General features: G+C 67.4%; 26 protein-coding genes. 10 read left to right on the plus strand and 16 right to left on the minus strand.

Features of this window, described 5'->3' with window-relative positions:
* Nucleotides 1–111 precede the first annotated feature (111 nt).
* On the plus strand, nt 112–960 hold the full coding sequence (locus KPL74_19530) for a LysR family transcriptional regulator (GenBank protein QWT19926.1): 849 nt from the start codon (nt 112–114) through the stop codon (nt 958–960).
* A gap of 86 nt (nt 961–1,046) precedes the next feature.
* Here KPL74_19530 and KPL74_19535 read toward each other — a convergent pair whose 3' ends face one another.
* The 5 genes from KPL74_19535 to rpsU form a co-directional block, all read right to left on the minus strand.
* A complete protein-coding gene (locus KPL74_19535; GenBank protein QWT19927.1) occupies nt 1,047–1,718 on the minus strand; it encodes a DedA family protein in 672 nt (223 codons plus the stop codon).
* Nucleotides 1,719–1,809: 91 nt separating this feature from the next.
* The gene (gene dnaG / locus KPL74_19540; protein QWT19928.1) at nt 1,810–3,549 is read right to left on the minus strand and encodes a DNA primase; all 1,740 of its coding nucleotides are present in this window, start codon (nt 3,547–3,549) and stop codon (nt 1,810–1,812) included.
* A gap of 51 nt (nt 3,550–3,600) precedes the next feature.
* Entirely contained in the window at nt 3,601–3,774 is a 174-nt protein-coding gene (locus KPL74_19545) for a DUF1328 domain-containing protein (protein ID QWT19929.1), read from the minus strand.
* Nucleotides 3,775–3,837: 63 nt separating this feature from the next.
* On the minus strand, nt 3,838–4,281 hold the full coding sequence (locus KPL74_19550; protein ID QWT19930.1) for a GatB/YqeY domain-containing protein: 444 nt from the start codon (nt 4,279–4,281) through the stop codon (nt 3,838–3,840).
* Nucleotides 4,282–4,418: 137 nt separating this feature from the next.
* Nucleotides 4,419–4,634, minus strand: coding sequence for a 30S ribosomal protein S21 (rpsU, locus tag KPL74_19555; GenBank protein QWT19931.1), 216 nt, complete (start codon nt 4,632–4,634; stop codon nt 4,419–4,421).
* Between the two features lie 56 nt (nt 4,635–4,690).
* Here rpsU and tsaD point away from each other — a divergent pair, with 56 nt between their 5' ends.
* The 5 genes from tsaD (at nt 4,691) to KPL74_19580 (ending at nt 9,056) form a co-directional block, all read left to right on the plus strand.
* Nucleotides 4,691–5,743 (plus strand): tRNA (adenosine(37)-N6)-threonylcarbamoyltransferase complex transferase subunit TsaD, encoded by a 1,053-nt coding sequence (gene tsaD / locus KPL74_19560; GenBank protein QWT19932.1) that lies wholly within the window; start codon nt 4,691–4,693, stop codon nt 5,741–5,743.
* Nucleotides 5,744–5,857: 114 nt separating this feature from the next.
* Nucleotides 5,858–6,217, plus strand: a complete 360-nt coding sequence (folB, locus tag KPL74_19565; protein QWT19933.1) for a dihydroneopterin aldolase — start codon at nt 5,858–5,860, stop codon at nt 6,215–6,217.
* Between the two features lie 23 nt (nt 6,218–6,240).
* Nucleotides 6,241–7,485, plus strand: coding sequence for a mechanosensitive ion channel family protein (locus KPL74_19570; protein QWT19934.1), 1,245 nt, complete (start codon nt 6,241–6,243; stop codon nt 7,483–7,485).
* Entirely contained in the window at nt 7,485–7,967 is a 483-nt protein-coding gene (gene folK, locus KPL74_19575; protein QWT19935.1) for a 2-amino-4-hydroxy-6-hydroxymethyldihydropteridine diphosphokinase, read from the plus strand. Before KPL74_19570 ends, folK begins: the two co-directional genes overlap by 1 nt.
* A gap of 234 nt (nt 7,968–8,201) precedes the next feature.
* A complete protein-coding gene (locus KPL74_19580) occupies nt 8,202–9,056 on the plus strand; it encodes a hypothetical protein (GenBank protein QWT19936.1) in 855 nt (284 codons plus the stop codon).
* A gap of 98 nt (nt 9,057–9,154) precedes the next feature.
* Here KPL74_19580 and KPL74_19585 read toward each other — a convergent pair whose 3' ends face one another.
* The gene (locus KPL74_19585; GenBank protein QWT19937.1) at nt 9,155–9,892 is read right to left on the minus strand and encodes a pteridine reductase; all 738 of its coding nucleotides are present in this window, start codon (nt 9,890–9,892) and stop codon (nt 9,155–9,157) included.
* A 52-nt stretch (nt 9,893–9,944) separates the two neighbouring features.
* A complete protein-coding gene (locus KPL74_19590; GenBank protein QWT19938.1) occupies nt 9,945–11,024 on the minus strand; it encodes a hypothetical protein in 1,080 nt (359 codons plus the stop codon).
* A 192-nt stretch (nt 11,025–11,216) separates the two neighbouring features.
* Here KPL74_19590 and KPL74_19595 point away from each other — a divergent pair, with 192 nt between their 5' ends.
* Both KPL74_19595 and KPL74_19600 read left to right on the plus strand, forming a co-directional pair.
* Nucleotides 11,217–13,331, plus strand: coding sequence for a TonB-dependent receptor (locus KPL74_19595; GenBank protein ID QWT19939.1), 2,115 nt, complete (start codon nt 11,217–11,219; stop codon nt 13,329–13,331).
* 106 nt (nt 13,332–13,437) lie between these two features.
* On the plus strand, nt 13,438–14,631 hold the full coding sequence (locus KPL74_19600) for an SAM-dependent methyltransferase (GenBank protein QWT19940.1): 1,194 nt from the start codon (nt 13,438–13,440) through the stop codon (nt 14,629–14,631).
* Between the two features lie 182 nt (nt 14,632–14,813).
* Here KPL74_19600 and KPL74_19605 read toward each other — a convergent pair whose 3' ends face one another.
* From KPL74_19605 to KPL74_19615, 3 genes are read right to left on the minus strand one after another with little or no spacing between them, the layout of a single operon-like run.
* Entirely contained in the window at nt 14,814–16,040 is a 1,227-nt protein-coding gene (locus KPL74_19605) for a multifunctional CCA addition/repair protein (GenBank protein ID QWT19941.1), read from the minus strand.
* Between the two features lie 20 nt (nt 16,041–16,060).
* Nucleotides 16,061–17,002 (minus strand): complex I NDUFA9 subunit family protein, encoded by a 942-nt coding sequence (locus tag KPL74_19610; protein ID QWT19942.1) that lies wholly within the window; start codon nt 17,000–17,002, stop codon nt 16,061–16,063.
* 22 nt (nt 17,003–17,024) lie between these two features.
* A complete protein-coding gene (locus KPL74_19615) occupies nt 17,025–19,103 on the minus strand; it encodes a transglycosylase SLT domain-containing protein (protein QWT19943.1) in 2,079 nt (692 codons plus the stop codon).
* 146 nt (nt 19,104–19,249) lie between these two features.
* Here KPL74_19615 and KPL74_19620 point away from each other — a divergent pair, with 146 nt between their 5' ends.
* The gene (locus KPL74_19620; GenBank protein QWT19944.1) at nt 19,250–20,890 is read left to right on the plus strand and encodes a hypothetical protein; all 1,641 of its coding nucleotides are present in this window, start codon (nt 19,250–19,252) and stop codon (nt 20,888–20,890) included.
* Here the strand turns inward: KPL74_19620 and KPL74_19625 are convergent.
* The 5 genes from KPL74_19625 to KPL74_19645 form a co-directional block, all read right to left on the minus strand.
* Nucleotides 20,873–21,253 (minus strand): hypothetical protein, encoded by a 381-nt coding sequence (locus tag KPL74_19625; protein QWT19945.1) that lies wholly within the window; start codon nt 21,251–21,253, stop codon nt 20,873–20,875. The genes KPL74_19620 and KPL74_19625 overlap by 18 nt on opposite strands.
* Nucleotides 21,250–22,071: an endonuclease/exonuclease/phosphatase family protein gene (locus KPL74_19630; protein ID QWT19946.1), complete on the minus strand. Its 822-nt coding sequence runs from the start codon at nt 22,069–22,071 to the stop codon at nt 21,250–21,252. Before KPL74_19630 ends, KPL74_19625 begins: the two co-directional genes overlap by 4 nt.
* Nucleotides 22,072–22,154: 83 nt before the next feature.
* On the minus strand, nt 22,155–22,835 hold the full coding sequence (locus tag KPL74_19635) for a thiol:disulfide interchange protein DsbA/DsbL (protein QWT19947.1): 681 nt from the start codon (nt 22,833–22,835) through the stop codon (nt 22,155–22,157).
* Nucleotides 22,836–22,866: 31 nt separating this feature from the next.
* Nucleotides 22,867–23,754: a thiol:disulfide interchange protein DsbA/DsbL gene (locus KPL74_19640; protein ID QWT19948.1), complete on the minus strand. Its 888-nt coding sequence runs from the start codon at nt 23,752–23,754 to the stop codon at nt 22,867–22,869.
* Nucleotides 23,755–23,829: 75 nt separating this feature from the next.
* The gene (locus KPL74_19645) at nt 23,830–24,636 is read right to left on the minus strand and encodes a cytochrome c4 (GenBank protein ID QWT19949.1); all 807 of its coding nucleotides are present in this window, start codon (nt 24,634–24,636) and stop codon (nt 23,830–23,832) included.
* A gap of 176 nt (nt 24,637–24,812) precedes the next feature.
* Between KPL74_19645 and yihA the strand changes: the two genes are divergently transcribed.
* Complete coding sequence (gene yihA / locus KPL74_19650; GenBank protein ID QWT19950.1) at nt 24,813–25,457, plus strand: ribosome biogenesis GTP-binding protein YihA/YsxC; 645 nt, start codon at nt 24,813–24,815, stop codon at nt 25,455–25,457.
* Between the two features lie 43 nt (nt 25,458–25,500).
* Here yihA and KPL74_19655 read toward each other — a convergent pair whose 3' ends face one another.
* A complete protein-coding gene (locus tag KPL74_19655; protein QWT19951.1) occupies nt 25,501–25,992 on the minus strand; it encodes a GAF domain-containing protein in 492 nt (163 codons plus the stop codon).
* Nucleotides 25,993–25,995: the final 3 nt, after the last annotated feature.

A 25,995-nucleotide genomic window follows, 5' to 3' on the forward strand; every position in this document is an offset into this window, starting at 1 on the left:
CCCCGGATTCTTGGCGTCTCGCGACAAGGCAGGCAAACTAGAATTTCTTCGGGCTTCCCCCAAATTTTTCTTGATGACTTCGCAATGAAGCGCTCGCTCCCTCTCCATGCCGTGCGCGTGTTCGAACTCGCAGCGCAGCATTTGAGCTTCACGAAGGCGGGTGAGGAGTTGTCGTTGACGGCCGCTGCGGTCAGTGCGCAAGTCAAACTGCTCGAGTCGTACCTCGGTACGCCGCTGTTTGTGCGAAGCAACAACAAGCTGTCGCTGACCAGCGCTGGCGAAAACTATTTCCCACGCATTCGCGACGCTTTTCGTGCGCTGCAGCATGCCACCGACCAGATCATGGGGCAGCGGCATGCCTCGTTGCGGGTCGCCGTTCCGGCCACGTTTGGTACGAAGTGGCTGGTGCCGAGGCTGTTCCGCTTCTTCGGGCGGCACCCGGATATCGCCGTTGAGGTGGTCACCGACGGCGGCGAGGAGGGTGGCTGGGACCTCGCGATCGACGACCGGATCAGTGAAGGCGCCGACCAGTCGATCCTCGTCGTCACGGGGTACAAGCCGGTGTGTTCGCCTCTCCTGGCGGAACAGGTCGGCTCACCAGCCGACCTTCCCGGACAGATGCTGTTGCACGAACGGCCGGGCCGCCGCGCGGCGGCATCAGCCAGCTGGGACCAATGGTTCGAGCGCGCCGGCATCGAGCCCGGCGCCGTCAGTCGCGAAATGGGCTTCGGCGATGGCACGATGATGTTGCAGGCGGCTATCGAAGGGCAGGGCGTTGCGCTGGCCCAGGATCTCCTGGTTGCCTACGACCTGGCGGCAGGCCGCCTGGCCGAGCCTTTCCATATCGACGTGCCGCTGCACCACACCTATTACCTGGCGGTGTCCCGCGACGCGGCCTCTCGCGAAGAGACTGCGGTGTTCCGCGAGTGGCTGGTGTCGGAGCTGGGCGGCGTCGGGTAAGGCCTCAGCAGCCCATGTGCGCTCGCCATTCGGCCATCGGGTCGGGGCAGTGACTCCAGCCCGCTCGCGGCAAGGGCGCCGGGTGGTCAGCCGCGCTCGTCGCGCTTGTGCAGGCGAGAGCCCAGCGCCTTGGGCGCCGCGGCTTGCTGGCAGCGCTCGGCTTTCTTCCGGCGCCACCAGATGATGCCGACGCCGATCACGACGGTGGCGACGGCGAACCAGATGCCGGCCTGGCCGCGGCGGATCCACATGGCCAGCCACTCGTGGTTGTGTGCGCCGAGGTAGCCCAGGTAGACCCAGATCGGCACGCTGATCGCGGCGGCCATGCCGTCGAGCAGCAGGAAGCGGAGGAAGCCCACGCGATGGGTGGCGCCGGCGGTGATGAACACGGCGGTGCGCATGCCCGGGAGGAAGCGGGCAACGAACATGAGGCGATTGCCGTAACGTTCGAACTTCTCCTGCACCTTCGCGTAACGCTCGGGCGTGAGCAGGCGGGCGACCAGGCGCCAGCGCATGATCCGGCCACCGAAGTGGCGGCCCAGCAGGAACATCGTCGAGTCGCCGACGAGCACGCCCGCCATGCCGACCCCGACCATGGTGTGGACGTCGCCGTAGCCGAGGCCGGTGATGATGCCGCCGGCGACCAGCGTGATGTCTTCGGGCAGGGGAATACCCGCCCCGCAGAGCATCAGGGCAAGGAAAACGGCGATGTAGCCGTTCTGCCCAAAAACGTCGACCAGGCTATTAAGCAGTTCCATCAGCGAGGGGCGCGTCCGGCCACGACCGGTTCCTTCGAAGTACCAAGGGCGGATGATCCCACGGATCGCATGACATCGGCGGTGCAGCGCATCATTCGGCGGCCTCGCCCTGGCTAAGGCGGGCGGCCAGCAGCACGCGCAGTTCCGCCTTTTCGGTGTCGTCGAGCACGCCTTCGCGGCTGCGGGCGATCAGGTATTCGCGACGCTGTGTCACGGCCTGGCGCTGCATCTGGGCCAGCGCGTCGAAGAATTCCACGCGCTGCATGTCGGCCTCGCCGACGACCTCGGCCTGCATCAGCTTCTGCAGCGAGGCGTATTCCGGGCGGTCCATGAAGTATTCGACCAGCACGGCGGGGCGGATGTCAGGCCGTGAGCGAACCACGTCGATCAGGTCAGCCAGCAGGCCCACGCCGGGCCGGTCGAGCCGGAGGAACGGGTAGGGCGGCTCCACTTCCATGGCCAGGGTGGGCTGGGCCAGCAGCAGCGTGATCGCGCTGCGGACCAGGCTGCGCTGCACCGTGCCCTGGCGCGGCGGCGCAGCGGGCCGGGTCCCTTCCACGGGCTCGAAGGTGGCGCCGGCACCGGTGCGGCGCTTCAGTTCCTCGGCCATCAGGTCGCGGAAAGCGCCGTCCGGGAGCTTGGCGATCAGCGGGCGGGCACGCTCGGCAAGACGGGCACGCCCGTCGAGCCGGGTGGTATCCACGTCGCGCGCCATTTCTTCGAAGAAGTATTCCGAAAGCGGCATGGATTCCCGCATCCGCTTCTCGAAGCCGTCCTTGCCTTCCTTGCGCACCAGCGTGTCCGGATCCTCGCCGTCGGGGAGAAACAGGAAATGCGCCTGGCGGCCGTCGCGCATGCGCGGCAGGATCGATTCCACGGCGCGCCAGGCCGCCTGTCGGCCGGCACGGTCGCCGTCGAAGCAGAAATAGACATCGGGGGCGGCGCGGAACAGTACTTCGGCGTGGTCCGGGGTCGTCGCCGTGCCGAGCGTGGCGACCGCGATGGGCAGGCCAGCCTGGTGCAGGGCGATGACGTCCATGTAGCCCTCGACCACCATGATCCGGGTGACCGTCTGGTTGGCCTGCTTCACCTGCCACAGGGCAAACAGCTCGCGACCCTTGTGGAACAGCGGGGTCTCGGGCGAGTTCAGGTACTTCGGGCCCTGGTCGGACGAGAGCACACGCCCGCCGAAGGCGATCACGCGGCCGCGGCGATCGAGGATGGGGAACATCACCCGCTCGCGGAAGCGGTCGTAGCGATTGCCGCGTTCGTTGCTGGCGACCATGCCGGCGTCGTTGAGCAGCTTGCGCCGTTGCTCCGTGGTGCCAAGGGTCTTGAGCACGCCATCGAAGCCGGCAGGCGCCCAGCCGATGCGGAACCGCTTGAGGGTTTCCTCATCCAGCCCGCGCCGATCGACGTAGGCGGTCGCTTCGGGGCTGTTCCCGAGCTCGCGCTGGTAGTACGTGGCGGCTTCGTCGAGCAGGGTGTAGAGGTCGCTGCGGTCTTCCCGCGGCTTGTCGTCGCGGCCACCTTCGTACGGCACCTTCATGCCGGCGGATTGGGCCAGTTCCTCGATGGCGTCGGGGAACTCCAGGCGGTCGTAGTCCATCAGGAACTTGATGGCGCTGCCGTGGGCGCCGCAGCCGAAGCAGTGGAAGAACTGCTTGGTGGGGCTGACGTAGAACGACGGCGAGCGCTCATTGTGGAACGGGCAGCACGCCGTCCACTCCCGGCCGGCCTTTTTCAAAGGGACGCGCCGCTCGATCACGTCGACGATGTCGACGCGAGTGAGGAGCTCGTCAATGAAATGGTCAGGAATACGGCCGCGCATCAGTCGCCTAGCATGCCACGCAACCGTTTCCGGGAGGAGCTTGACGGATCGTCAGAAAGCCATCTTGAACACGCCGATGACGGCGAGGATGGCGATCACGAACAGGATCAGGAAGATCGCGAAGCACACCTTGGCGATGGTGCCGGCGATGCCCGAGATGCGGCTGAAGCCCAGCGCGCCCGTCACGAGCGCGATGAGACCAAAGATGATGGCGTACTTAAGCATGGGGATTCCCTCCGAAAACGGCGGAAGGATGCGGTGCAGGATGTGCGCCGATCGTGAACGCCGTCAGGCCAGCCTGGCTTTGACCTTGCCTGCCACGGCGCCCATGTCGGCACGGCCGGCGGCCTTTTCCTTCACCAGGGCAACGACCTTGCCCATGTCGCGGGCGGTCGTGGCGCCGGATTCGGCCACGGCGGCGTCGATCAGCGCGTCCAGCTCGGCCTCGCTGAGCTTGGCGGGCAGGTAGGCATCGATCACGCCCATCTCGAAACGCTCGACGGCCACCAGGTCGTCACGACCCGCCTTTTCGAACTGCTCGATCGAATCGCGGCGCTGCTTCTGCATTTTTTCGAGCACGGCCAGCACCTGGGTGTCGTCGAGCTCGATCCGCTCGTCCACTTCGCGGCGCTTGACCTCGGCCATGACCAGGCGGATGACGCCCAGGCGGTCCTTTTCACCGCCCTTCATGGCGGCCTTCATGTCTTCGGTGAGCTTTGCCTTGAGGGTCATGCTAGGGTTCTCCGGAACGACGAAAAGCCGGCTCCACCTTTCGGCGGAGCCGGCTCGGGATTTCCGCCTGATTGCGGCGGCGGGCGAACACGCCAGCCGCAGGTCCAGCACCCGGCCACGAGGGCCAGGCGAGGCAATCAGTACATGCGGGTCCGACGCGTCGTGTCGCGGGACAGACGGCGCAGGTGACGCTTCACAGCAGCGGCGCGCTTGCGCTTACGCTCCTGGGTCGGCTTTTCGTAAAATTCGCGCTTGCGCGTTTCGGCCAGCACGCCAGCCTTTTCGCACGTACGCTTGAAGCGGCGGAGGGCAAGCTCAAACGGCTCGTTCTCGCGGACTTTAACGCTCGGCATGGAAACTCCACTTGATTAAACTGACCCGAGAAACCGGGTGAGCCGCGGATTATAACGTGATCGAAAAGCAAATTTCAAAGCCCGTGTTGGGTGTCGAGACCTCCTGCGATGAAACAGGGGTCGCCCTGCTGCGCTGGGACCCGGAAAAACCGGGTCGCGGCCTGCTTTCCCATGCGCTTTTCAGCCAGATCGCCCTGCATGCCGAATACGGTGGCGTGGTGCCCGAACTGGCCAGCCGGGACCACGTGCGCAAGCTGCTGCCGCTGGTCCGGCAGGCCCTGAAGGACGCCGGCCTGACCCCGGCGGACCTCGGCGGCGTCGCCTATACGGCCGGCCCCGGTCTGGTCGGCGCCCTGCTGGTCGGCGCCTCGGCCGCCCGGGCGATGGCCTGGGCGCTCGGCGTCCCCGCCATCGGCGTACACCATATGGAAGGACACCTGCTGGCGCCGCTGCTGGAGGATGACCCGCCGGAGCCGCCGTTCGTGGCCCTGCTCGTGTCGGGTGGCCACTCCATGCTGGTGGAAGTGAAGGCGATCGGCGAATACCGGATCCTGGGCGACACCCTGGACGACGCGGCCGGCGAAGCCTTCGACAAGACGGCCAAGCTGATGGGCCTGCCCTACCCGGGCGGCCCGGCGCTGGCGAAGCTGGCCGAGCAGGGCGAGCCGGGCAAGTTCCGCTTCTCGCGGCCCATGGTCGACCGGCCGGGGCTGGATTTCAGCTTCTCCGGCCTGAAGACCCAGGTGCTGCTGGCCTGGAAGGCTTCCGATCAATCGGAGCAGACCCGCGCCGACATCGCCCGTGGCTTCGAGGAGGCCATCGTCGACACGCTGGCGATCAAATGCCGGCGCGCCCTCGAGGCCACCGGCGCGAAACGGCTGGTCATCGCCGGAGGCGTGGGCGCCAACAAGCGCCTGCGCGAGCAGTTGGCCGTGGCGGGCGAGAAGGATGGGTTCCGGGTGTATTTCCCGCGGCTGCAGTTCTGCACCGACAACGGCGCGATGATCGCCCTTGCCGGCGCGATCCGCCTCGCGGCCGGGCAGCAGCAGGACGACACCATTGAGGTGTTTCCGCGCTGGAGCCTTGAGACGTTGCCGCCTGCGGCGTGACCGCCGCAGGGAGGCGGGAGGTGGGAAGCGGGGCGTCCGTCCGACGCGCCCCCATTTCCCCATTCCCATCTCCCAACCGTTACCCTGTTACCCCCTCTAGGCATCCTCTCGTCCATGGATATCGTCTTCATCGAGGACCTGCGCATCGACGCGGTCATCGGCATCTACGACTGGGAGCGCCGCATCCGGCAGACCCTGGCGTTCGACCTGGAAATGGCGTTCGACAACCGTCGCCCCGCGGCGACGGACGACATCGACGACACCCTGAACTACAAGTCGATCTCGAAGCGGCTGCAGGCGTACGTCGAAGCATCCAGCTTCGGCCTCGTCGAGACGCTGGCCGAGCGCTGCGCAGGGATCGTCATGGAAGAATTCGGCGTGTCCTGGGTCCGGCTGAAGCTGTCCAAGCCCGGTGCCGTGCGCGGCGCCCGTGCGGTCGGCGTGCGCATCGAGCGCGGCACGCGGCCCGCCTGACGTTCGACGGAGCCGCCACCTGCATGGATGACATGTTCCACTGGATCGAGATGAAGCGCATCGGCGCCATCGTCGGCCTCTTCATCGTCGCCTGGCTCATCGGCCTGCTCGGCCGCGTCTTCCTCCATCGTGTCGTCCGCGTCGCCACGCGACATACGGCATGGCGCTGGGACGACGCGTTGTACGAGTTCGGTGCCTTCCGCTGGCTGGCCCGCATGCTGCCGGCGATCGTCGTGTACTACGGCATCGCGCTGTTCCTCGACATCAAGGACGAGGACAGCGTGGCCGGCTTCATTCGCGACGTTGCCGTGTGCTGGATGATCGTCTGCGTGATCGCGGCGATCGGCCGGGCGCTGATCGCCTTCGAATCGCTGTACAGCGCGACACCCGCCGGCAAGCGTTCGATCAAGGGCGTGGTGCAGCTGTTGCAGCTGGTCCTGTGGATCGTCGCGGTGGTCGTCGTGATCACCCGGCTCACCCACCAGAACGTTGCGCTGTTGCTCTCGGGCATCGGCGCCATGTCCGCCGTGTTGCTGCTGGTGTTCAAGGACACCATCCTAGGCTTCGTCGCCGGCATCCAGCTCAGCACCAACGACATGCTGCGCGTGGGCGACTGGATCACGATGACCTCGGCCGGCGTCGACGGCGATGTCATCGACATCACCCTGCACACCGTGAAGGTGCGCAACTTCGACCGCACCATCGTGACGGTACCGACCTGGCGACTCATTTCCGAATCGTTCCAGAACTGGCGCGGCATGTCCGACTCGGGCGGCCGCCGGATCAAGCGCGAGCTCTATGTCGACGCATCCGGCGTGCGCTTCCTCGACGACGAAGAGATCGAGCGCTTCGGCAAGGTGCACCTGTTGTCCGCCTACCTGGAGCGCAAGCGCGACGACATCCGCCGCTGGAACGAAGCGCTGGGCGAGCCGGGCAAGCTGCCGGTGAACCGCCGGCGCCAGACCAACATCGGTGCATTCCGTGCCTATGCCGACGCCTACCTTAAGGCCCATCCGGACGTGCACGAGAAGATGACCCGGATGGTGCGCATGCGCGATCCAGGTGCATTGGGCATTCCGCTCGAGGTCTACTGCTTTACCAATACCGTGGTCTGGCTGGACTACGAACGGATCCAGGCGGACATCTTCGACCACCTCATCGCCATCCTGCCCGAGTTCGGCCTGCGTCCATTCCAGCAGCCGTCCGGTGGCGACGTGCGCGACGGCTTGCGCGGCCTGCAGCCGGTCGCGCCGTCGGGAGCGCCGTGATGGGGCGTGCGTACCTCAGCCTGGGCTCGAACCTCGATGCACCGCGCTGGCTTGCGGCGGCGGTGGCCGAGTTGCGCGCCCGCTTTGGCGCGCTGGATGTCTCGCCGGTCTACCGCAGCGCGGCGGTGGGTTTCGACGGTCCCGATTTCTTCAATCTTGCCGTGGCGCTGGATTCCGATCTTGATCCCCCGGCCCTCAACGACTGGCTGCACGCCCTCGAGGATCGCCACGGCCGGGTCCGTGGCGGCGACCGCTATGCCAGCCGGACGCTCGACGTCGACATCGTCATGTACGACGACCTGGTCCTCAGCGGCGCCGGGCACCTGGAGCTGCCGCGCGGCGAACTACGCCATGCCTTCGTGCTGAAGCCGATGGCCGACATCGCCCCTGGCCTGAAGCATCCGGTATCCGGCAAAACCATGGCCGAGCTCTGGGCCGCGTTCCCCGCCGCCAGCGAACCCCTGGTCGAAGCCCACCTGTAGGAGCGCGCCTGCGCGCGATGGGGGCCGGGAGAAAGCGTAAGGAGTACCGGGTCAAGAGTACCGGGGAAACGCCGGCCCTCGCTCTTACTCGGTACTCTGAACCCGGTACGCTCCTGGCCGCCCCCATCGCGCGCAGGCGCGCTCCTACACGGGCGGGGTACAGCCGGTCCGGCCTATGGCGGCGAGGACGGTGGGGTGCTAAAAGATCGCCACCAACCATGGGGGCTCAGGGAAATGGGTAAGTTCCAACGCAGTTGGGCGCTGATGAAGGCAAGCGCCAACGTCCTCCGCCAGGACAAGGAGATGCTGCTGTTCCCGCTGTTCGCGGGGCTGGCATCGCTGGTCGTCATCGCCTCGTTCGCGTGGCCGGTGATTTCGCTGTACCACGGCCATCGCACCGGCCTGGAAGACGGCGGCCGGCATGTCTCGCCGATGTTCCTCGCCGTCTCCTTCGCTTTCTACTTCCTGCAGTACGGCGTGGTGATCTTCTTCAATACCGCGCTGGCCTCGGCCGCCTTCATCCGCCTCGACGGCGGCAACCCGACCTTGAACGACGGCCTTCGCGCCGCGTGGTCGAAGCTGCCGGCCATCGTCGGCTACGCGCTGATCTCCGCCACGGTCGGCATGGTGCTGCGCGCGATCCAGGAACGCGCCGGCTTCGTCGGCCGCATCGTCGCCGGCCTGCTGGGCGTGGGCTGGACGGTCGCGACCTTCCTCGTCGTGCCGGTGCTTGCCGCGCAGAACGTCGGCCCGGTCGACGCGGTGAAGGACAGCGCATCCCTTGTGAAGCGCACCTGGGGCGAGAACATCATCGGCAATGCCGGGATCGGCCTTGCCGGTGGCCTCATCACGCTCTGCGTCATGCTGGTCAGCATCATGCTCTTCGTCGGTGCCGTCTCCACAGGTTCCGTCGCGTTGATGGTCGGCGTGGGCGCCGTGGGCATCATCGCCCTCGTCGCGCTCAGCCTTTTCCAGAACGCGATGCATGGCGTCTACGCCGCGGCCCTCTATCGCTACGCCGAGTACGGCGACCCGGGCGAAGGCTTCGACCGGGCGTTGCTGGAAACGGCGTTCCGACAGAAGAAGTGAGATGAAGGCCCCGGATGAGAATCCGGGGCTTTTTTTAGGTCGCGCGCGGGCGCGCTCCTACAGGACGCTTGCGTGGCGTCTGCATCGATCGGGCGCTCTCAGATATTCAACGCCCTGCCGCCATCGACGCGAACGACTTGCCCGGTCGTGTAGCGCGCGTCGAGCATCAGCCAGCGCACGGCTTCGGCGACATCGTCGGGTTCGCCCTTGCGCGCGAGCGGCGTCTTCGCGATCAGCGCCTCGGCGGCTTCTTCCGGCTTGCCCGATTCGGGCCACAGGATGGCGCCGGGTGCTACGGCGTTGACGCGGACGTCCGGGGCGAGTTCCTTCGCCAGCGACTGGGTCAGCATGGCCAGCGCGGCCTTTGCCATCACGTAGACGGTGTGCCCGGCGAGCGGGCGCTCGGCGTAGATGTCCACGATGTTGACGATGGCGCCGCGTGCGGCACGTAGCGCTGGGGCGGCGGCCTGCGAGAGGAAGAACGGCGCGCGTGCGTTAGCGGCGAACAGGTCGTCCCATTGCACCTGCGTGGTTGAGCCGATCGGGGTGGGATAGAACGCCGAGGCGTTGTTGACCAGGCCGTCGAGCCGGCCGAACACGGCCAGCACATCGCCGATAAGGTGTTCGGGGGTTTCCGCCTTCTCCAGCGCGGCCGAAAACAATGCAGCACTTTCGGGGCGCGTGGCATTCAGTTCCCGGGCGAGGCTTTCCGCTTCGTCGGCCGAACTGCGGTAATGGATGGCTACGTTGCAGCCCGCGGCATGCAGGCGCCGGCAGATGACCGCGCCGACGCGGCGCGCGCCGCCCGTGACGAGGACGACCGGTGGCTGGTTCATGGCTTACTCCCTTGGCGGTGCGCGGGCAGCTTGCCGGAAAGCAGCGGGCGCGTCACTTCACGGGAGCGGATTTGCGTGGGGTTTTCTTGGTGGCGGGGCGACGGGCGGTCTTTTTCGCGACCTTGGTGGTCGTGGCTTTCTTGCTCGTGGCTTTCTTGGCGGGGGTTTTGCGGGTGGCTTTTTTGGTCGCGGGGGTGGACGCCGCGGTGGCCGCGCGGGAGGGGGGTGCGGTTGGGGTTTTTTTGGAGGTGGTGGGCTTGCGGGTGGGGGGCTTCTTCACCGCCTTGCGGGCCGACGCCTTGGGCGTCGGATCGCGCACGGGGTGCGCTCCTACAGGCGCGGCGATCCGCGATGCCGACGGGGCGGAGGCGCTGGTTGCCGACGGGGGGGTGCGGCGGGCGGCGGCACGAGGTGCCGACGGGGCGTCGGGCGGGGTGGCGTCGGTTGACGGCGGGTCGGAGCGCTTCGCTTTCCTGGCCGGCTTGGTGTCGTCGTCGCTGCCGTCGTCGACGTGGATCTCGCCGCTGAAGAGGTCGATGGCGGTCTTGGCCACCTGGCCGGTGTCGTAATAGGCATAGGCGCCCACGCCGAGTGCGCCGACGACGGGCAGCCAGCGGGAGATGCCCTTGCCGACGGCGCGCTTGGTGACGCTGACGCCGATCCGGCCGGCGAGGCGCTGCAGCACGCTGGTGGCCGTCGTGCGGAAGACCAGCCGGTCGCCGACGCGGATGGCGATGTCGCGGAAGGCCTGGGCCGCGGTGTGGCGGAACAGGCACCAGAGCATCTGCTCGCGGCCGAGCTTCGGCGTCTTGCCATACGCGGCCGCGATATCGCTGACCAGCTGGCCCTGGATGCGCCAGATGGCGACCAGTTCCGGAAGCACGGTCAGCCAGCCGAGCGGACCCGGCGGCAAGGCGAGCGATCCGGCGGTGAGGGCGGCCTTGTTCGCCGCCGCGCTGGCCAGGCGCCGGCACTCTTCGTCGGCACTGCCCTTGGTCGCCTTGGGCACTTCGCTATCCGGGATCCGGCTGACGAACTCCAGGATGGCCTTGGCCACCGGGCTGTCGCCACAGTCGATGCCTTGCGTCGGCACGATCTCGGTCGAGGTGGAGGTGGGTTCTCGCTTGGCCATCAGGCTCTCCTTACATCCATGGGGAAAGGGTGGCGGCGCGTTCGTGAAGGCGGCGCAAGTAAGCGGGCCGAAGGCATCGCCACGCTACGGTAAGGCCATGACCTGTGGCACCCCCAGCCCTCGGCGAAAGAAAGCTGAAAGGTTGCGGGCTGAGACTATTGAAACAATATAACATTCTATGGCCCCGTCCCCATGAAGCCTGTGCGCCTCGCGCTTTCGATTGCCCTTGCCCTTTCTGCTCCCGCTGCCTTTGCCACCGACGATGCGGCGACCCCGCAAAAAGCCACCAACCTTGGCGCCGTGGATGTCACCGCCAAGCTCGACGAGGCGCGCAACAGCCTGTCCCCGGATACCGGCAGCAGCCAGTACGTCATCGATCGCCAGACCATCCAGGCGCTCCCCCTCGGTGACTCCACCCCGCTGAACCAGGTGATCCTGCAGGCGCCGGGCGTGGTCCAGGACAGCTACGGCCAGCTGCACGTGCGTGGCGACCACGCCAACCTGCAGTACCGCATCGATGGCGTGCTGATCCCCGAAAGCATCGGTGGCTTCGGCCAGACCCTCGACGCACGCATGATCGACAACGTGAAGCTGCTGACGGGCGCCTTGCCGGCGCAGTACGGCGACCGCACCGCGGCCGTGGTCGACATCACCACGCGCATGCCGAAGCAGGATGGCGTCGGCGGCAGCGTCGGCATCACCGGCGGCCAGTTCGGCACGCTCAACCCGAACGCCACGCTGTTCGGCCACGACGGCAAGTGGAGCTTCTTCCTTACCGCCAATTACCTCGAGAACGACGTCGGCATCGAAAACCCGACGTCCAGCCGCAAGCCGATCCACGACCACACCAACCAGGTGAAGGCGTTCGGCGATGTGTCGTACCTGATCAACGACGACACGCGCATCAGCTTCATGTTCGGCGCGACCAACAATCGCTTTGAGATCCCGAACAACCCCGACCAGCAGGCGCAGTTCGGTTACCTCGACGTGACCAACTTCGACTCGGCGCGGTTGAACGACCGCCAGCAGGAAAAGACCCGTTTCGGCATCCTCAGCCTGCAGGGCAAGCTGGGCAGCACGGCGTACCAGGTGTCGGCAGGACAGCGCTACAGCGGCCTGGATTTCACGCCGGACGACATCGGCGACCTGATGTTCAACGGCGTCGCCTCCAACGTGCGTCGTTCGAATCGCGCCGATACGCTGCAGGCGGACTTTTCCACGCCGCTGGGCGACAACCACACGCTGCGCTACGGCGTGTATGGCGCCTTCGAGCGCGCCAACGCGACCAACGACGCGCTGGTGTTCCCGGCGAACGACGATGGCAGCCAGGCCTCGACCACGCCGCTGAACATCGTCGATGCGAGCCGCATCCTTGCCCGCACGTATGCGCTTTACCTGCAGGACGAGTGGAGCATCGGCTCGCAGTGGACGGTGAACTACGGCGTCCGCTACGACCGCTTCGACGCGTTCAAGCCGGAAAGCCAGCTGAGCCCGCGTGTTGGCCTGGTCTACCAGCCGACGGACAGCACCACGATCCACGCCGGCTACTCGCGCTACTTCACGCCGCCGGCCACCGAGTCGATCAGCCCGACCTCGATCGCCAAGTTCGTCGGCACGACCAACGCCCTGCCGGACAACGGCAGCGACACGCCGCTTTCCGAGCGCTCCAGCTATTACGACGTGGGCGTCTCGCAGAAGCTGGGTGACCAGTGGACGGTGGGCCTGGACAGCTATCGCCGCAATGTGAACCGCCTGCAGGACGAGGGCCAGTTCGGCACGGCGCTGGTCTATTCCACGTTCAACTACGGCACGGGCAAGATCAAGGGCGACGAACTGACCGTGAACTACGACGGTGGCGCGCTCACCGCGTACTTCAACTTCGCGTACAACCGCGCGGTGGGCAAGCGCGTGATCACGGGCCAGTACAATTTCGCCCCGGATGACCTTGCCTACATCTACGACCACTTCATCCACCTCGACCACGACCAGAAGTACACGGCGTCGGGCGGCGTGAGCTACGGCTTCGGCGAAGGCACGCGCGTGGGTGCGGACTACCTGTTCGGCTCGGGCCTGCGCAGCGACGGCATCGTCCCCAACGGCGACCACCTTCCGGCTTACTTCCAGCTCAACCTCAGCGTGTCGCAGGACATGCACCTGACCTCGATCGGTACGACCCATGCCCAGCTGGCGCTGGTCAATGCGCTGGATCGCACGTATGAGATCCGCGACGGGTCGGGTATCGGTGTGGGCGCGCCGCAGTTTGGGCCGCGGCGGGGGGTGTTCCTTTCGTTGCAGCAGGATTTTTAAGGGCTGATCGGTTGGGATGCGTCGGCGGGGCTTGTGGGCTGCGGCAAGATCCTTTCGCGCGCGGGCGCGCTCCTACAGGGCGGGAGGGGGCTGGTATCCTTATGGGATGACCGACCGCCTTCCTGAACCTGGCGCCGACGAGCGCGCCCACTCCGATCATCTGGCGGGTCTCCTGCGCGAAGAGATTGCTTCGCAGGGGCCGATGCCGTTCTCGCGCTTCATGGAGCGCTGCCTGTACACGCCGGGGCTGGGCTATTACAGCGCCGGCAAGGCGAAATTCGGTGCCGAGGGGGACTTCGTCACGGCGCCCGAGCTGGGTACGCTGTTTGCCCGCTGCGTCGTGCGTGCCTTCGAGCCGGTGCTCGCCGCCGTCGGTGCGGAGGCGGACTTCCTCGAGATCGGCGGCGGTAGCGGCGCCTTCGCGGAAACCGCCTTGCGTGCCCTGGACGCCGCCGGCAAGCTGCCGCGCCGCTACATGATCCTCGAGCCCAGTGCCGACCTGCGCGAGCGCCAGCGCACGCGGCTACACGCCAACCTGCCGCCGGCGGTCGCACAGCGCGCGGTCTGGCTCGATGCACCGCTGGAAGAGCCGTGGGATGGCGTGGTGTTCGCCAACGAGGTGATCGATGCCTTGCCGACCACTCGCGTCACCGTGCGCGATGGCGAGGTCTACGAGGAATACGTGGTGCTGGACGGCGAGGGCCGTTTCACCCGGACCGATCGGCCGGCCGACGTGCTGGTCAGGAGCGCGGTGCGCCACGTCGAGCGCGATCTCGGCCGCGAGTTCGAAGCCGGCTATCGCACCGAGATCCTGCCGCAGCTGCCGTACTGGGTGCAGGCCGTGGCGGGCACGCTGCGTAGCGGTGCGATGATCTTCGCCGACTATGGCTACACGCGCAGCGAGTACTACCTGCCCGAGCGCACCGACGGCACCCTGCGTGCGTTCTATCGCCACCGCACCCATGGCGACGCGTTCTTCCTGCCCGGCCTGCAGGACCTCACCGCGTCGGTGGATTTCACTGCGCTGGCCGAGGCTGGCAACAGCGCGGGGTTCGGCGTGGCGGCGTACATGCCGCAGGCGCAGTTCCTGATCGCCGCGGGCATGCAGGAGTTCTTCGAAGACGACTACCTGGCCCTGAACGACGAGGCGGCGCGTTATCGCCTGTCGCAGGAAGTGAAGAAGCTGACCCTGCCCGACCAGATGGGCGAGCGCTTCCAGGTGATGCTGTTCGCGAAGGGCATCGAGGCCAGCGCGCTGCCGGAAGGGGTGATGGCGGCTGACCAGGGCGGGCGGTTGTAGGAGCGCGCCTGCGCGCGAATGGCTAAATCCGAAACCGAAAGTCGAAGCCCGAACGCAGCCGAAATTCGGAATTCGGAATTCGGAATTCGGAATCGCAAATCGCAAATCGCAAATCGCAAATCGCAAATCGCAAATCTGGAATCCAACCCTGCGCAGGGAAACTGTCGCGCGCAGGCGCGCTCCTACAGGGGTTTTGGGGTGGAGGCGATGGCGGTGGCCTGGGCGCGTTTCATCGCTTCGCCGATGGCGGGGCCTTGCAGGCCCTGGTCGACGAAGGGTTTCGAGGTGACGGCCGCGGCGGCGGCGCGGCAGGCGCGCAGGTAGTCGGCCTGGGGATAGGCGGCGTCTTCATGGCCCAGCCTTCCGCGCTTGTCGGCGAGGCAGGCGAGCAGGAAGGTTTCCAGCCGCGCGGGATGGCGCAGCGCGCCCAGCGACTCCAGCATGCGCAACACCGTCGACGCTTTCAGCTCGAAGGCCATGTGCGCGTTGAGATGGTATTTGCAGACCATCTCGGCCATGAAGGCGTATTCCGCCGGCACCTTCAGGCGTGCCGATAGCTCGCGCACCGGTTCGATGCCGCGTTGCTCATGCATGATGTGCCGCGGCAGGACATCTTCGGGTGTCAGCGCCTTGCCCAGGTCGTGGGTGAGCGCGCAGAACGCCACCAGCGCGTCGCCGGGTGCCAGCGTCGCGGCTGCGTGCAAGACCATCTCGACGTGGATGCCGGTATCGACTTCCGGGTGATACTCCGCGCGCTGTGGCACGCCGTACAGCGCGTCGACCTCGGGAAACAGCACGCGCAGGGCACCGCTCTCGCGCAGCACGCGAACGAACACTTCCGGCATCGGTTCGGCGAGCGCCTTGCGCGTTTCCGCCCACACGCGCTCGGGCACCAGGTGGTCCGCCTCGCCGTCATTCACCATGCGCCGCATCAGCGCCATCGTCTCGTCGGCCACGCGGAAGCCCAGCGGCGCGTAGCGCGCGGCAAAGCGCGCGACCCGCAGCAGCCGCACGGGGTCTTCGACGAACGCGTCGGACACGTGGCGTAGCAACCGGGCCTCGATGTCGGCGACGCCGCCGAACGGATCGACCAGCCGGCCGTCGTCGTGCTGCGCGATGGCGTTGATGGTCAGGTCGCGGCGCTCCAGGTCCTGTTCCACCGTTACCGACGGATCGGCGTGGAAGGCGAAACCGTGGTAGCCACGGCCGGTCTTCCGCTCGGTGCGGGCAAGGGCGTATTCCTCCTTGCTCTCGCCGTGCAGGAACACCGGGAAGTCCTTGCCCACGGTGCGATAGCCAGCGGCGAGCATCGACTCGGGCGTGGCGCCGACGACGACCCAGTCGCGATCCACGACCGGTCGGCCCAGCAACTGGTCACGGACGGCGCCGCCGACGAGGTAGATCTCCATGGAAACCTTTGACTGAGGGATCAGGGACGCCGGCGGCCGCGCGCTTCATCGAGACGGCGCTGGCGCACGGACTGGCTCAGCAGGCGCGGAAGCCATGCCGAGAACGATTGAGGCACGATACCGAGCCGCGCGAGCCCGTCAACCGTGCCCACCGAATCCGTGCGCAGGCTCAGGAAGTTGTCCGGCGTGAACGGCTTGCCCGGCACGAACTGGGCCACGGCCGCCTGCAGCCGGCCCAGGCCATCCGGCATCGGCAGCACCAGGCGACGGCGGCCACGGATGTCGCGGATGGCGCGCACGATGTCGACCAGCGTCCACACCTCGCGTCCGTAAAGCTCGAAGACTTGCCGCGTGGACACCGTGGCATCGCCGACGCAACGCGCGATGGCTTCGACCACGTCGCCGACATAGACCGGCGCCATCTTTGCATTCGGCCGCGGCAAGGGCATCGCCGGCGCGAAGCGGAGCAGCTGGTCGAAGCGGCTGACCAGTCCGTCGTTCGGGCCGAACAGGGTGCTCGGTTCGTAGATCGTCCAGTCCAGCGCGGAGGCTTTAACCAGCGCCTCGCCTTCGCCGCGCGAATGCATGTATTGCGACAGGCCCTGGCCGGCCTTGAGCGAACTCATGTGGTGCAGGCGCTTCACGCCCGCGTCCGCGCAGGCCTGGATCACCGTGCGCGTAAGCGCGACATGCACGCGTTCGAAGGTGTCGCGCCCACTTTCGTTGAGGATGCCGACGAGGTTGATCACCGTATCGGCGCCGGCGAAATGCTGGCGCAGCACGGCGGGGTCGTGCACGTCCGCGCTGACGACGGTGACGTTGCGCCCGACGGTGGCGTGGCGCCTGGCCTGGCGGTTGCGCGAGAGCAGCAGCAACGCATGCCCCTCGGCGGAAAGCCGTGGCACCAGGCTGGAGCCGACGAAACCGGTGCCGCCAAGGATCACGATGCGCTGGGGATGCATGGCGGAACTCCGGTGGGTTCGGTTAGCGCTGTGGTTCCTGCGCCGCCGGTGCGGACGACGCCGCTGCGGGCGCAGGTTCCATCGAGGTGGGGGCGGTCTGCGGCGGCGGTTTGGCGACGGCCGGTGCGGGGCAGGTCACCTGCTTGCGCAGGGTACCCGAGGTCGGCAGCACATACGGGCTGCCGATCCGGGTCATCCGCGAGCTGAGCGGCAAGGCATTGCCATTGAGGCGCCAGTCGTAGATCACGGCGAAGGCCATGACCCGTGCGACGTATTCGCGGGTTTCCTTGAACGGGATGCTGACGACGAACAGCTCCGGATCCAGGCTGCCGCGCGCATCCACCCACTGGTCGACCTTGTACGGACCGGCGTTGTACGCCGCGCTGGCCAGCCACGGCGCACCGTTGAAGCGCTGGGCCATCTCGGCGAGGTAACGGGTGCCGAGGACGATGTTCGTGTTCGGCTCGTACAGGCTGTCGCCACCGCTCCAGCCCAGCCCGTTGCGCTTGGCGACGGTCGCCGCGGTGCCCGGCAGCAGCTGCATCAGGCCGCGTGCGTCGGCGCCGGAACGCGCGTCGCTCATCCAGGCGCTTTCCGCTCGGATGATCGCGTAAGCCCACGGTGCCTCGATGCCGGCCTGGCTGGCCTGTTCCACCACGCCATCCTGGCGGGCGAGCGGGAAGCGCTGTTCGTACAGACGCAGCGCGTCGCCGGACGACAGGGTGAACACGGCACGGTCGTACCAGCCCTTGCGGAAGGCGAGGTCTGCGGCCAGCCGCTGGGTATCGGTGTCGCGGCCGGCGAGGGCGGCCGTCCACTCGCGGCGGGCGAGCTTCTGCAGGCCCACGGCGTACAGCTCGAACGCGCGGTCCAGCCCCGGGTCGGCGACCAGCGCGGCCTCGCGGCTCTCATCCGTCGCCATCGCCGAGGGGCAGATGGCGTAGGAGGTATTCAGGCGATCCGCCGCGAGGAAGCCGAAGTAGGTGGCCTCCTGCGAGACGTTGCGCAGCAGCGACGTCGCTTCCGCCTGGCGGCCGAGGCGGGCGAGCACCACGGCGCGGAAATAGCGCCATTCGCCATCGTCCTTCTGCGTGGGGCTCAGCGCGTCCAGCGCGGATAGCGCGGAGGTCCAGTCCTGCCGGGCCAGTGCGACGCGTACGCGCCATTCGCGGGTAGCGTCGGTCTGTGTGCCAGGCGGCAGGGCGGCGAGGCGCTCCAGCGCGGTTTCGTCGAAGTCCGTGGCGTGGAACAGCGCGATCGCGTTTTCCACCGCGCCGCGCTGCTGCTGGGACAGGGCGAAGCGCGGCGAGAGCTGGGCCCATGCGCTATCGGCCGTGGCCGACTGCTTGCGCGCCATGCGCTGCAACGCCAGCGTCACGGCCTGGCGATGGCGCGGCGTGTCGGCCCAGGTGGGTGCATCGCGCAGCGCGCCGGACGGGTCGTTCAGGGCCTGGGCCAGGTGCTGCCCGGCCGGCATATCCGCAGGCGGCAGCCACGCGGCCAGCGAGGCCACCGTACCGCCCTTGCCCGCATCGGCCGCGGCATCGATCCGGGTCCACAGGCGCTCGGGGGTGAGCAGGCCCTGGTCATGCGCCGCGGCGATCACCGGGTCGCAGCTGTTGGGCAGGCTGGCCTTGCGCCACAGGTCGGCCATGTCGGTCTCGAACACCAGCCGCTCGCCGCGGGACAGCTTCGCCTGCAGGTTGAAGCAGGCGAGCGAATCGCCCAGCCCAGGCTGGTACATCGCGCTGAACGAGGTCCAGTCCTTGCGCCGGGCCAGCTCGCCGAGGAAGTCGCGGCGCAGGTCGGCGGCGGGGATCAGGCCCGGATTGCGCTTGAGATAATCCTCGACGCGGCTGCGCTCGAGCGTGCGCAGGTCGTGTTCCAGCGCCGCCGCTTCCAGGTACGGGAAGATCGAATAACCCTCGAGTCCGCGGGCCTGCGAACGCCAGGCGTCCCCACCCTGCTGCGAAGCGGTGGCGTAGGCCTGGCGGAACTGCGTGCGCTGGGCCTCGCTGCCTTCCGCGCGGGCGCCGGTGGCCGCGCCAAGGGCGCAGGTGGCGAAGACAAGGCTGGCCAGGCGGCGGAACACGTGGACCATCGGGATTCCTTCACGAAGACGTCCGCATCATTGTAGAGGAAGCCCATGCGCAAGCCGGATGAACGGGAAGGATCCCCGGGAATCGCGTGGAAGCGGCCGGAACGCTAAGCTTGTCGGGATTCCCTCGCGTCTTCTCCTGGAACGGCATGCCGCCCCAAACCGCCTTCGCGCGATTCGCGCGCCCGATCGCATGGATCGTCCTCGTTGCCGCCGCCGTCTTCGGCGCGGCCTACTGGTTCCTGCTCGGCCGCCCCGTCGACCTGCCGGATTCGCCCACGGCGAAGATCGCCTGCGTCTCGTATGCGCCGTTCCGCCTGAAGGGCGAGACGCCGTTCGACCCGCACGCGTTCATTCCGCCCGAGCGGATCGAGGCCGACCTGAAGGCGCTGTCGCAACGGTTCGATTGCGTGCGCACCTATTCGATGAGCCAGGGTCTGGGCGCCGTGCCGGACATCGCCGGCCGTTACGGCATGAAGGTTCTGATGGGCATCTGGCTGGGCCGTGACCCGGTAGCCAACGAACGCGAGATGGCACTGGGCATCGCCGCGGCGAAGCGCGACCACGACAGCCTGCGCGGCATCATCGTCGGCAACGAGGTCATGCTCCGCGGCGAACTTTCCGAGAAAGCGCTGGCCGCCGACATCGCGAAGGTCAACGCGGCGACCGACGTGCCCGTCACCTACGCCGATGTGTGGGAGTTCTGGGAAAAGCATCCGGCGCTGGCGAAGGTCACCGACTACCTGACCATCCACATCCTGCCGTACTGGGAAGACGAACCCGTCGCGCCGGAAAACGCCGTGCGCCACGTGGCGGACGTCTACCAGCACATGAAGGGCGAATTCCCCGGCAAGCAGATCATGATCGGCGAGACCGGCTGGCCCAGCCAGGGTCGCACCCGCCGCCATGCCAGCGCCAGCCTGGTGAACGAAGCGCGCTACATCCGCGAGTTCCTCAACTACGCGTCCACCGTGGACATGCCCTACAACGTCATCGAAGCCTTCGACCAGCCGTGGAAGCGCGACCTCGAAGGCACCATGGGCGGCTACTGGGGCATCTTCGACGTCGATGCCAAACCGAAGTTCGCGATGACCGGGCCCGTGGTCGAAGAGCCGCGCTGGACCTGGGCGATCGCCGCGGGCGGCATGGGTGCATTGCTGTTCCTCGTCGTCGGCGCCATCGGCCGACGCTGGCATGGCGCCAGCGGCTGGGTCGCGCTGGCGCTGGCAGGCTTCGCCACGGGCACGGCGCTGGCCGCGCACGCGCGCCTCGTCCTGTTTTCGTGTCGTAACGCGATGGAATGGAGCATCGGCATCGGGGTCGGCGTCATCGCGCTTTACACCGCGCTATCGCTGGGTCGCGCCATCGCATCGCGCCTCGCCACGCCGCTTCATCCGGTGGCGGCAGCCGCGCCGCGCGCCGAGCGTCGCCGGCTTGGCGTCGCCTGGTCGGACGCGTTCACGCCGCAGCGTTTCTTCTGGATGTTCGTGCTGGGGCTGTGGGCCATCCTGATGGTGTTCAACGGTCGCTACCGCGATTTCCCCATCGGCCTCTTCGCCATCCCGTGCATCGGCTTCCTGCTGCTGGCGCTCCTGCGCACGCGCGAAGACGTGTTGATGCCGCTGGTGGAAGAGCGGCTGCTCGCCATCCTCATCGCCGTGCTCGGCGTGGCGGTGGTGGTGCAGGAAGTCGGCGTCAGCGTCGTCGTGTGGGGCTGGATGCTGCTGAGCTTCGCGCTGGCGTGGCCGGTGTTGGCTGCCTGGCGGCGGGGGTCAGGCGCTCGCGATTGATGCCTGGCGGTCGTACTGGACGCGAACCAGGCGGAGCAGGCCGACGAGCAGGGCGAGCGCGCCGCCCTCGTAGCAATACAACTGCAGGGCGAACATGCCGATGCAGGCGGCGAGCGTAGCGACGGCTGCGCTGCGCCAGACGATGGCCACCAGGGCCGCCACGATGGCGGCGTAGCCGTAGCCGTAGCTGAGGAAGCCCTGCACGACGAGTTCGCGCGTGCCACACCACCACGGCGCCACGCCGCCCTCGCATGCATGCTGCATGTGCTGGGGCTCGATGAACTGGAAGCGGAGCAGGGCAGCGGCCGCGGCGGCCGCGATGATCACGGCCCACGGCAGGATGGCGCGAACACTGGGTTTCATGGAGCGGAAGACCTCGATGGCAGCGCGCCGGTCGCATCCGCCAGGGACAGCGGAAGCTGGATTTCGGCAGCGAGCGGCAGATGATCGGAGAACGCACGGGGCAATGTCCACGTGCGATCGAGCTGGATGCCTGCCGAGGTCAGGATATGGTCGAGTGCGCGACGCGGCTTCCAGCTGGGGAAGGTTGGCGTGAGCACCTTCGGCGGCTGCAGCGCGGTCTTGTCGAACAACAGCCGCATTTCCGGGCTGGACGGCTCGGTGTTCAGGTCGCCCATCAACACCGCGTGCGGGTAGGGCGCCAGCAGTTCCGCGATGAAGGCGAGCTGGCCCATGCGGGCGGCCGCGCCAAGCGAAAGATGCGCGATGACGACGACCAGTCCCTCGGTGCCGTGGCCGAAGCGCACGAACAACGCGCCACGGCCCTTGATCCGGCCGGGCAGGGGGTAGTCGATGACTTCGCTGGGTTCGATCCGGCTGAGCAGGCCGTTGGCCGAATGCGCCACGCGGGCCATCGGCCGGTTCGGCTGGTGGCTCCAGTAGGGCATCCCCGCCGCTTCGGCGATGTAGCGCGTCTGGTTGAGGAAGCCGGAGCGCAGGCTCCCCGCATCGGCTTCCTGCAGCCCGACCACATCGAACTCGTGCAGCAATTCGGCCAGCGAATCCAGGTTCGCCAGCTTCGAGGGACCCGGCAGCACGGCGTTCACGCTGCGGGTGAAGTAGTCGCTGTACCGCTGCACGCTCGCGCCGGCGAGGATGTTGCAGCTGAGCAGGCGCAGGGTGCGCGCGGGGGCGAGCGAGGCGGGGGGCGCGCGGTTCATGGGGAGAGCAGGTTTACTCGTCAGGCCACGGGGCCAGAGGATGCCTCCCGCCGTGTGAACGGGGGGCATCCATGGGCGGTGGCTTACTTGCCGCCGTTGAGCTCGCGGTTGGCGAGGAATTTCGCCACGTCGTTGAGCTGGTCGAAGGTCTGGATCTGGTTGCTGCGGTACTTGCCGTTGACCACGATCGTCGGCGTGCCGTCGATGCCCCAGCCCTGGATCAGCTTGCTGTCGGCGAGGATCTGGTTCTTGACCTCGTCGCTGTTGGCGGTGGTGATGAACTTCTGGGCGTCGACCGCATAGTGCTGGTGATACCAGTCAGCCAGTTCCTCGACGGTGCGCAGCGGGTAATGCTCGACGTGGATCGCCTTGAACAGCGCCGCATGGGCCTCCGGCGACACATTGAGCTTCTTCGCCGCGTAGAACGCCTGCGCGTACGGCAGCCAGGCGTCGTTGAACGCGGCCGGCACGGCATGGAAGGTCGCGCCCTTGGGCAGTTCCTTCTGCAGCTTCTCGACGTATTCCTCGTAATGGGCGCAGTGGATGCAGCCATACGAGAACACTTCCACTACTTCGACCTTGTCCTTCGGCGCGTAACGGCCGGCGGTGGTGGTCGCGACATAATCCGTGCCCTCGGTGACCGTGGCGGCCGGTGCCGCAGGCGTGGCGGCCGCGGCGGGCGCGGCCGGGGTGCCGTTGCCACCCGCGGAGCAGGCAGTGGCCATGGCCATGCCGAGGAACAGGAACGAAAGACGCTTGATCATGGGTATCTCCGTGAAGGGCGCGGGCCGCGGCTTACTTGCCGGCGGCTTCCTTGCTGATGAGCCACTGGACGAGTTCGACCGACTGGGCATAACCGCCGGCGGTGATCGGGGTGAGGCGATACTTGCCATTCACCACGATCGACGGCGTGCTATCGACCTCGTAGGCACGGATGAGTTCATCGGCGCGCTTCATCTTGGTGTTGATGGTGAACGAGTTGGCGGTGGCGACGAACTCTTCCGGCTTCACGCCGTACTTCGCATAGAACTTCGCCACGTCTTCGATGGTCGGCCAGGCCGACTGGGCCTTCGGCTTGTTCGTCTTGACGTCGATCATGCCCAGCTCGCCGCTCTTGAACACGGCGTCGAACACGGCATCGTGGCTCTGCTTGTCCACGCCCAGGGCCTGCGCCGTGAGGTAGGCGCGCTGCAGCAGCGGCCAGTTCTCGTCGGGGCGGAACGAAGCCGGCGTATAGGTCATGACCGTGCCACGCGGCAGGTTCTTGACCATGTCGTCGACGATGCCGTGGTACTGGAAGCAGGCCGGGCAGCCGTACGAAAACACTTCGGTGATCTCGATCTTGCCCGGGCTGCTGGTCGGCTGGACCGGGTCGATGCGGAAGTAATGCTTGCCTTCGACCCACTTACCGTCGTCCACGAAGGGCTTCGGCGCCGGGCGGTTGTCCTCGGCGGTGTCGGTCGCGGCCGGCGCCGGGGCGGCGGCTGCCGTGCCGCTGGCGGCCGGCGCGCTGGCCGGGGCCGTGCTGGCGGCGGCGGGTGCGGTCGCCGGGGCGGTCGCTGCCGGGGCGGGCGTGGAGGCGGCGGGCGCCGGGGTGCTGGCCGGGGCGGCGTCGTTGTTGCCGCCGCTACAGGCGGCGAGGCCGATCAGGGCGGCACAGAGGAAGGGCAGGCGCAGTCGCATCGGGGGTCCTTTTCTCGTTCTTAAGAAAGACGAACGGGCCCGAAGGCCCGTTCGATCCATCCAACTTTAACGCCTTCACGGGCCGGCGGGTGCGGCCTGCGACGGATCGTTCGTGTGCAGCCCTTCCAGATAGCTGGCGACGGCGGCGATGTCCTTGTCGTCGAGCTTCTGCGCGATGGGCATCATGATCTTCGTGTGCGGGTCGTCGGCCGGGCTGGTCGATTCCTTCCACGCCTTGAGCCGCGACTCAACGTACTTGCTGTGCTGGCCGGTCAGGCGCGGGTACTGGGCACCCGGGTTGCCGGCGCCGTCAGGGCCGTGGCAGGCCATGCAGGCCGGGATGCCGCGGTCCGTGTCGCCCTGGCGGTAGAGCGTTTCACCCTGGGCGACGAGGGCCTGGTCGGCCACGCCCGGCAACGGGCTCTTGGTCGCGAAGTAGGCGCCAAGGTCGTGCATGTCCTGGTCGGACAGCGCCGAGGCGAAGCCCGCCATGATCGCGTTCACCCGCTTGCCCGACTTGAACTGGGTGAGCTGGCTGGCGATGTACTGCTCGCTCTGGCCGGCAAGGCGCGGGTACTGCGGGTCGGTGGAGTTGCCGTCCATGCCGTGGCAGGCGCCGCAGACAGCGGCCTTGCCCTGGCCCGCGTTGGCGTCGCCGGGTTTGACCGGGCCCGCCGGCGACGCGTTGGCGGCCACCGTGGGTTGCTCGGCCTTCGGCATCCCCGGGGTGGCGGGGTCGGTGGAAGCATTCGCCCCCGCCTTCGCGGCGGTGGACGCGGGAGCTGGCGCGGACGCCGGCTTGGCGGGACTGGTGGTCTGGGCGTAACCGACGCTCATGAGAAGCGTCGCAGTGATGGCAGCGGCGGCGTGCCGAAACGTCATGGGTTTCTCCACAAAGGAATACTTCCGGACCGGGCGCGCACCCTGCCGCGCCTCATTCAAACGATTATGAATGTGCGGAGAACACTCGGTCAAACCGCAGGTGCGGGCGGCGCCTCGCCACATCGCATACACTTCCGGGCCTTCGTTTCTTCTGCCCCGTGGGCAGGCCAGGTCCCATGTCGTCCAATGTGCTGAACGGCGCGCGCTTTGCCCTCGCCGCCAACGAGATCATCCAACTGCCCTTCGATGCGGGTGCCGAGGTGGCGTTCGCGGGTCGGTCCAATGCCGGTAAATCGAGCGCGCTCAACACGTTGACCGGCCACAACAGCCTCGCCCGCACCTCGAAGACGCCCGGCCGCACGCAGCTGATGGTGGTGTTCGACCTGCCGCCGCTGAAGCGCGAAGGCGAAGAGCCGCTCACCGCTCGCCTGGTCGATTTGCCTGGCTATGGCTACGCGAAGGTGCCCGACGCCATGCGCGACCACTGGCGCCGCGAGATCGATGCCTACCTGAAGATGCGCCGCAGCCTGCGCGCCGTCGTCCTCATCGTGGACATCCGTCACGAGCTGAAGGAGTTCGATCGCACCATGATCGAGTTCTGCGCCGCGACCGACCTGCCGTGCCACGTGCTGCTGACCAAGGCCGACAAGGTCTCGCGAGGCGAGGCGTCGAAGGCGCTGGAAACCATGCGGAAGATGTTCCGCACCGAAAACGTGCCGGGCACCGTGCAGGTGTTCTCGTCGCTCGCAAAGACGGGCGTGGAAGAGGCGCGGGCGCGGATCATCGAGTTGTTGCATACGCCGCGCGCGCACGAAATCTGAATCGCGCGTTGAATCGCGCGTTGAATCGCGCGCAGGCGCGCTCCTACAGGGCCAGGGTTTTCATGAAGGCGGCGCACAGGGCTTCCATGCCGCGCTGGTCGTCTTCGTCGAAGCGGCCGACCGAGGGGCTGTCCACGTCCCAGACGCCGAACAGGCTGCCATCGGCGCGGAACAGCGGCACCACCACTTCCGAATTGGACGCCGCATCGCAGGCGATGTGGCCGTCGAAGGCGTGGACGTCGGTGACCAGCTGGGTCTGGCCGCTCTGGGCGGCCGTGCCGCAGACGCCGCGGCCCAGCGCGATGCGGATGCAGGCCGGCTTACCCTGGAAGGGCCCGACCACCAGCTCGTCGCCATCGAACAGGTAGAAACCCGCCCAGTTCAGGTCCGGCAGCACGTCGTAGACCAGCGCCGCGAAGTTGGCCGCGTTCGCGATCATGTTGGTCTCGCCATGCATCAGGCCCTCGGCCTGCTGCACCAGCTCGGCATAGAGCGTGGCCTTGTCGTGGGTGGCGATGGCCTTGGCTTCGTACATGGC

The organism is Bacillus sp. NP157 (genome assembly GCA_018889975.1).
Classification (GTDB): Bacteria; Pseudomonadota; Gammaproteobacteria; order Xanthomonadales; family Rhodanobacteraceae; genus Luteibacter.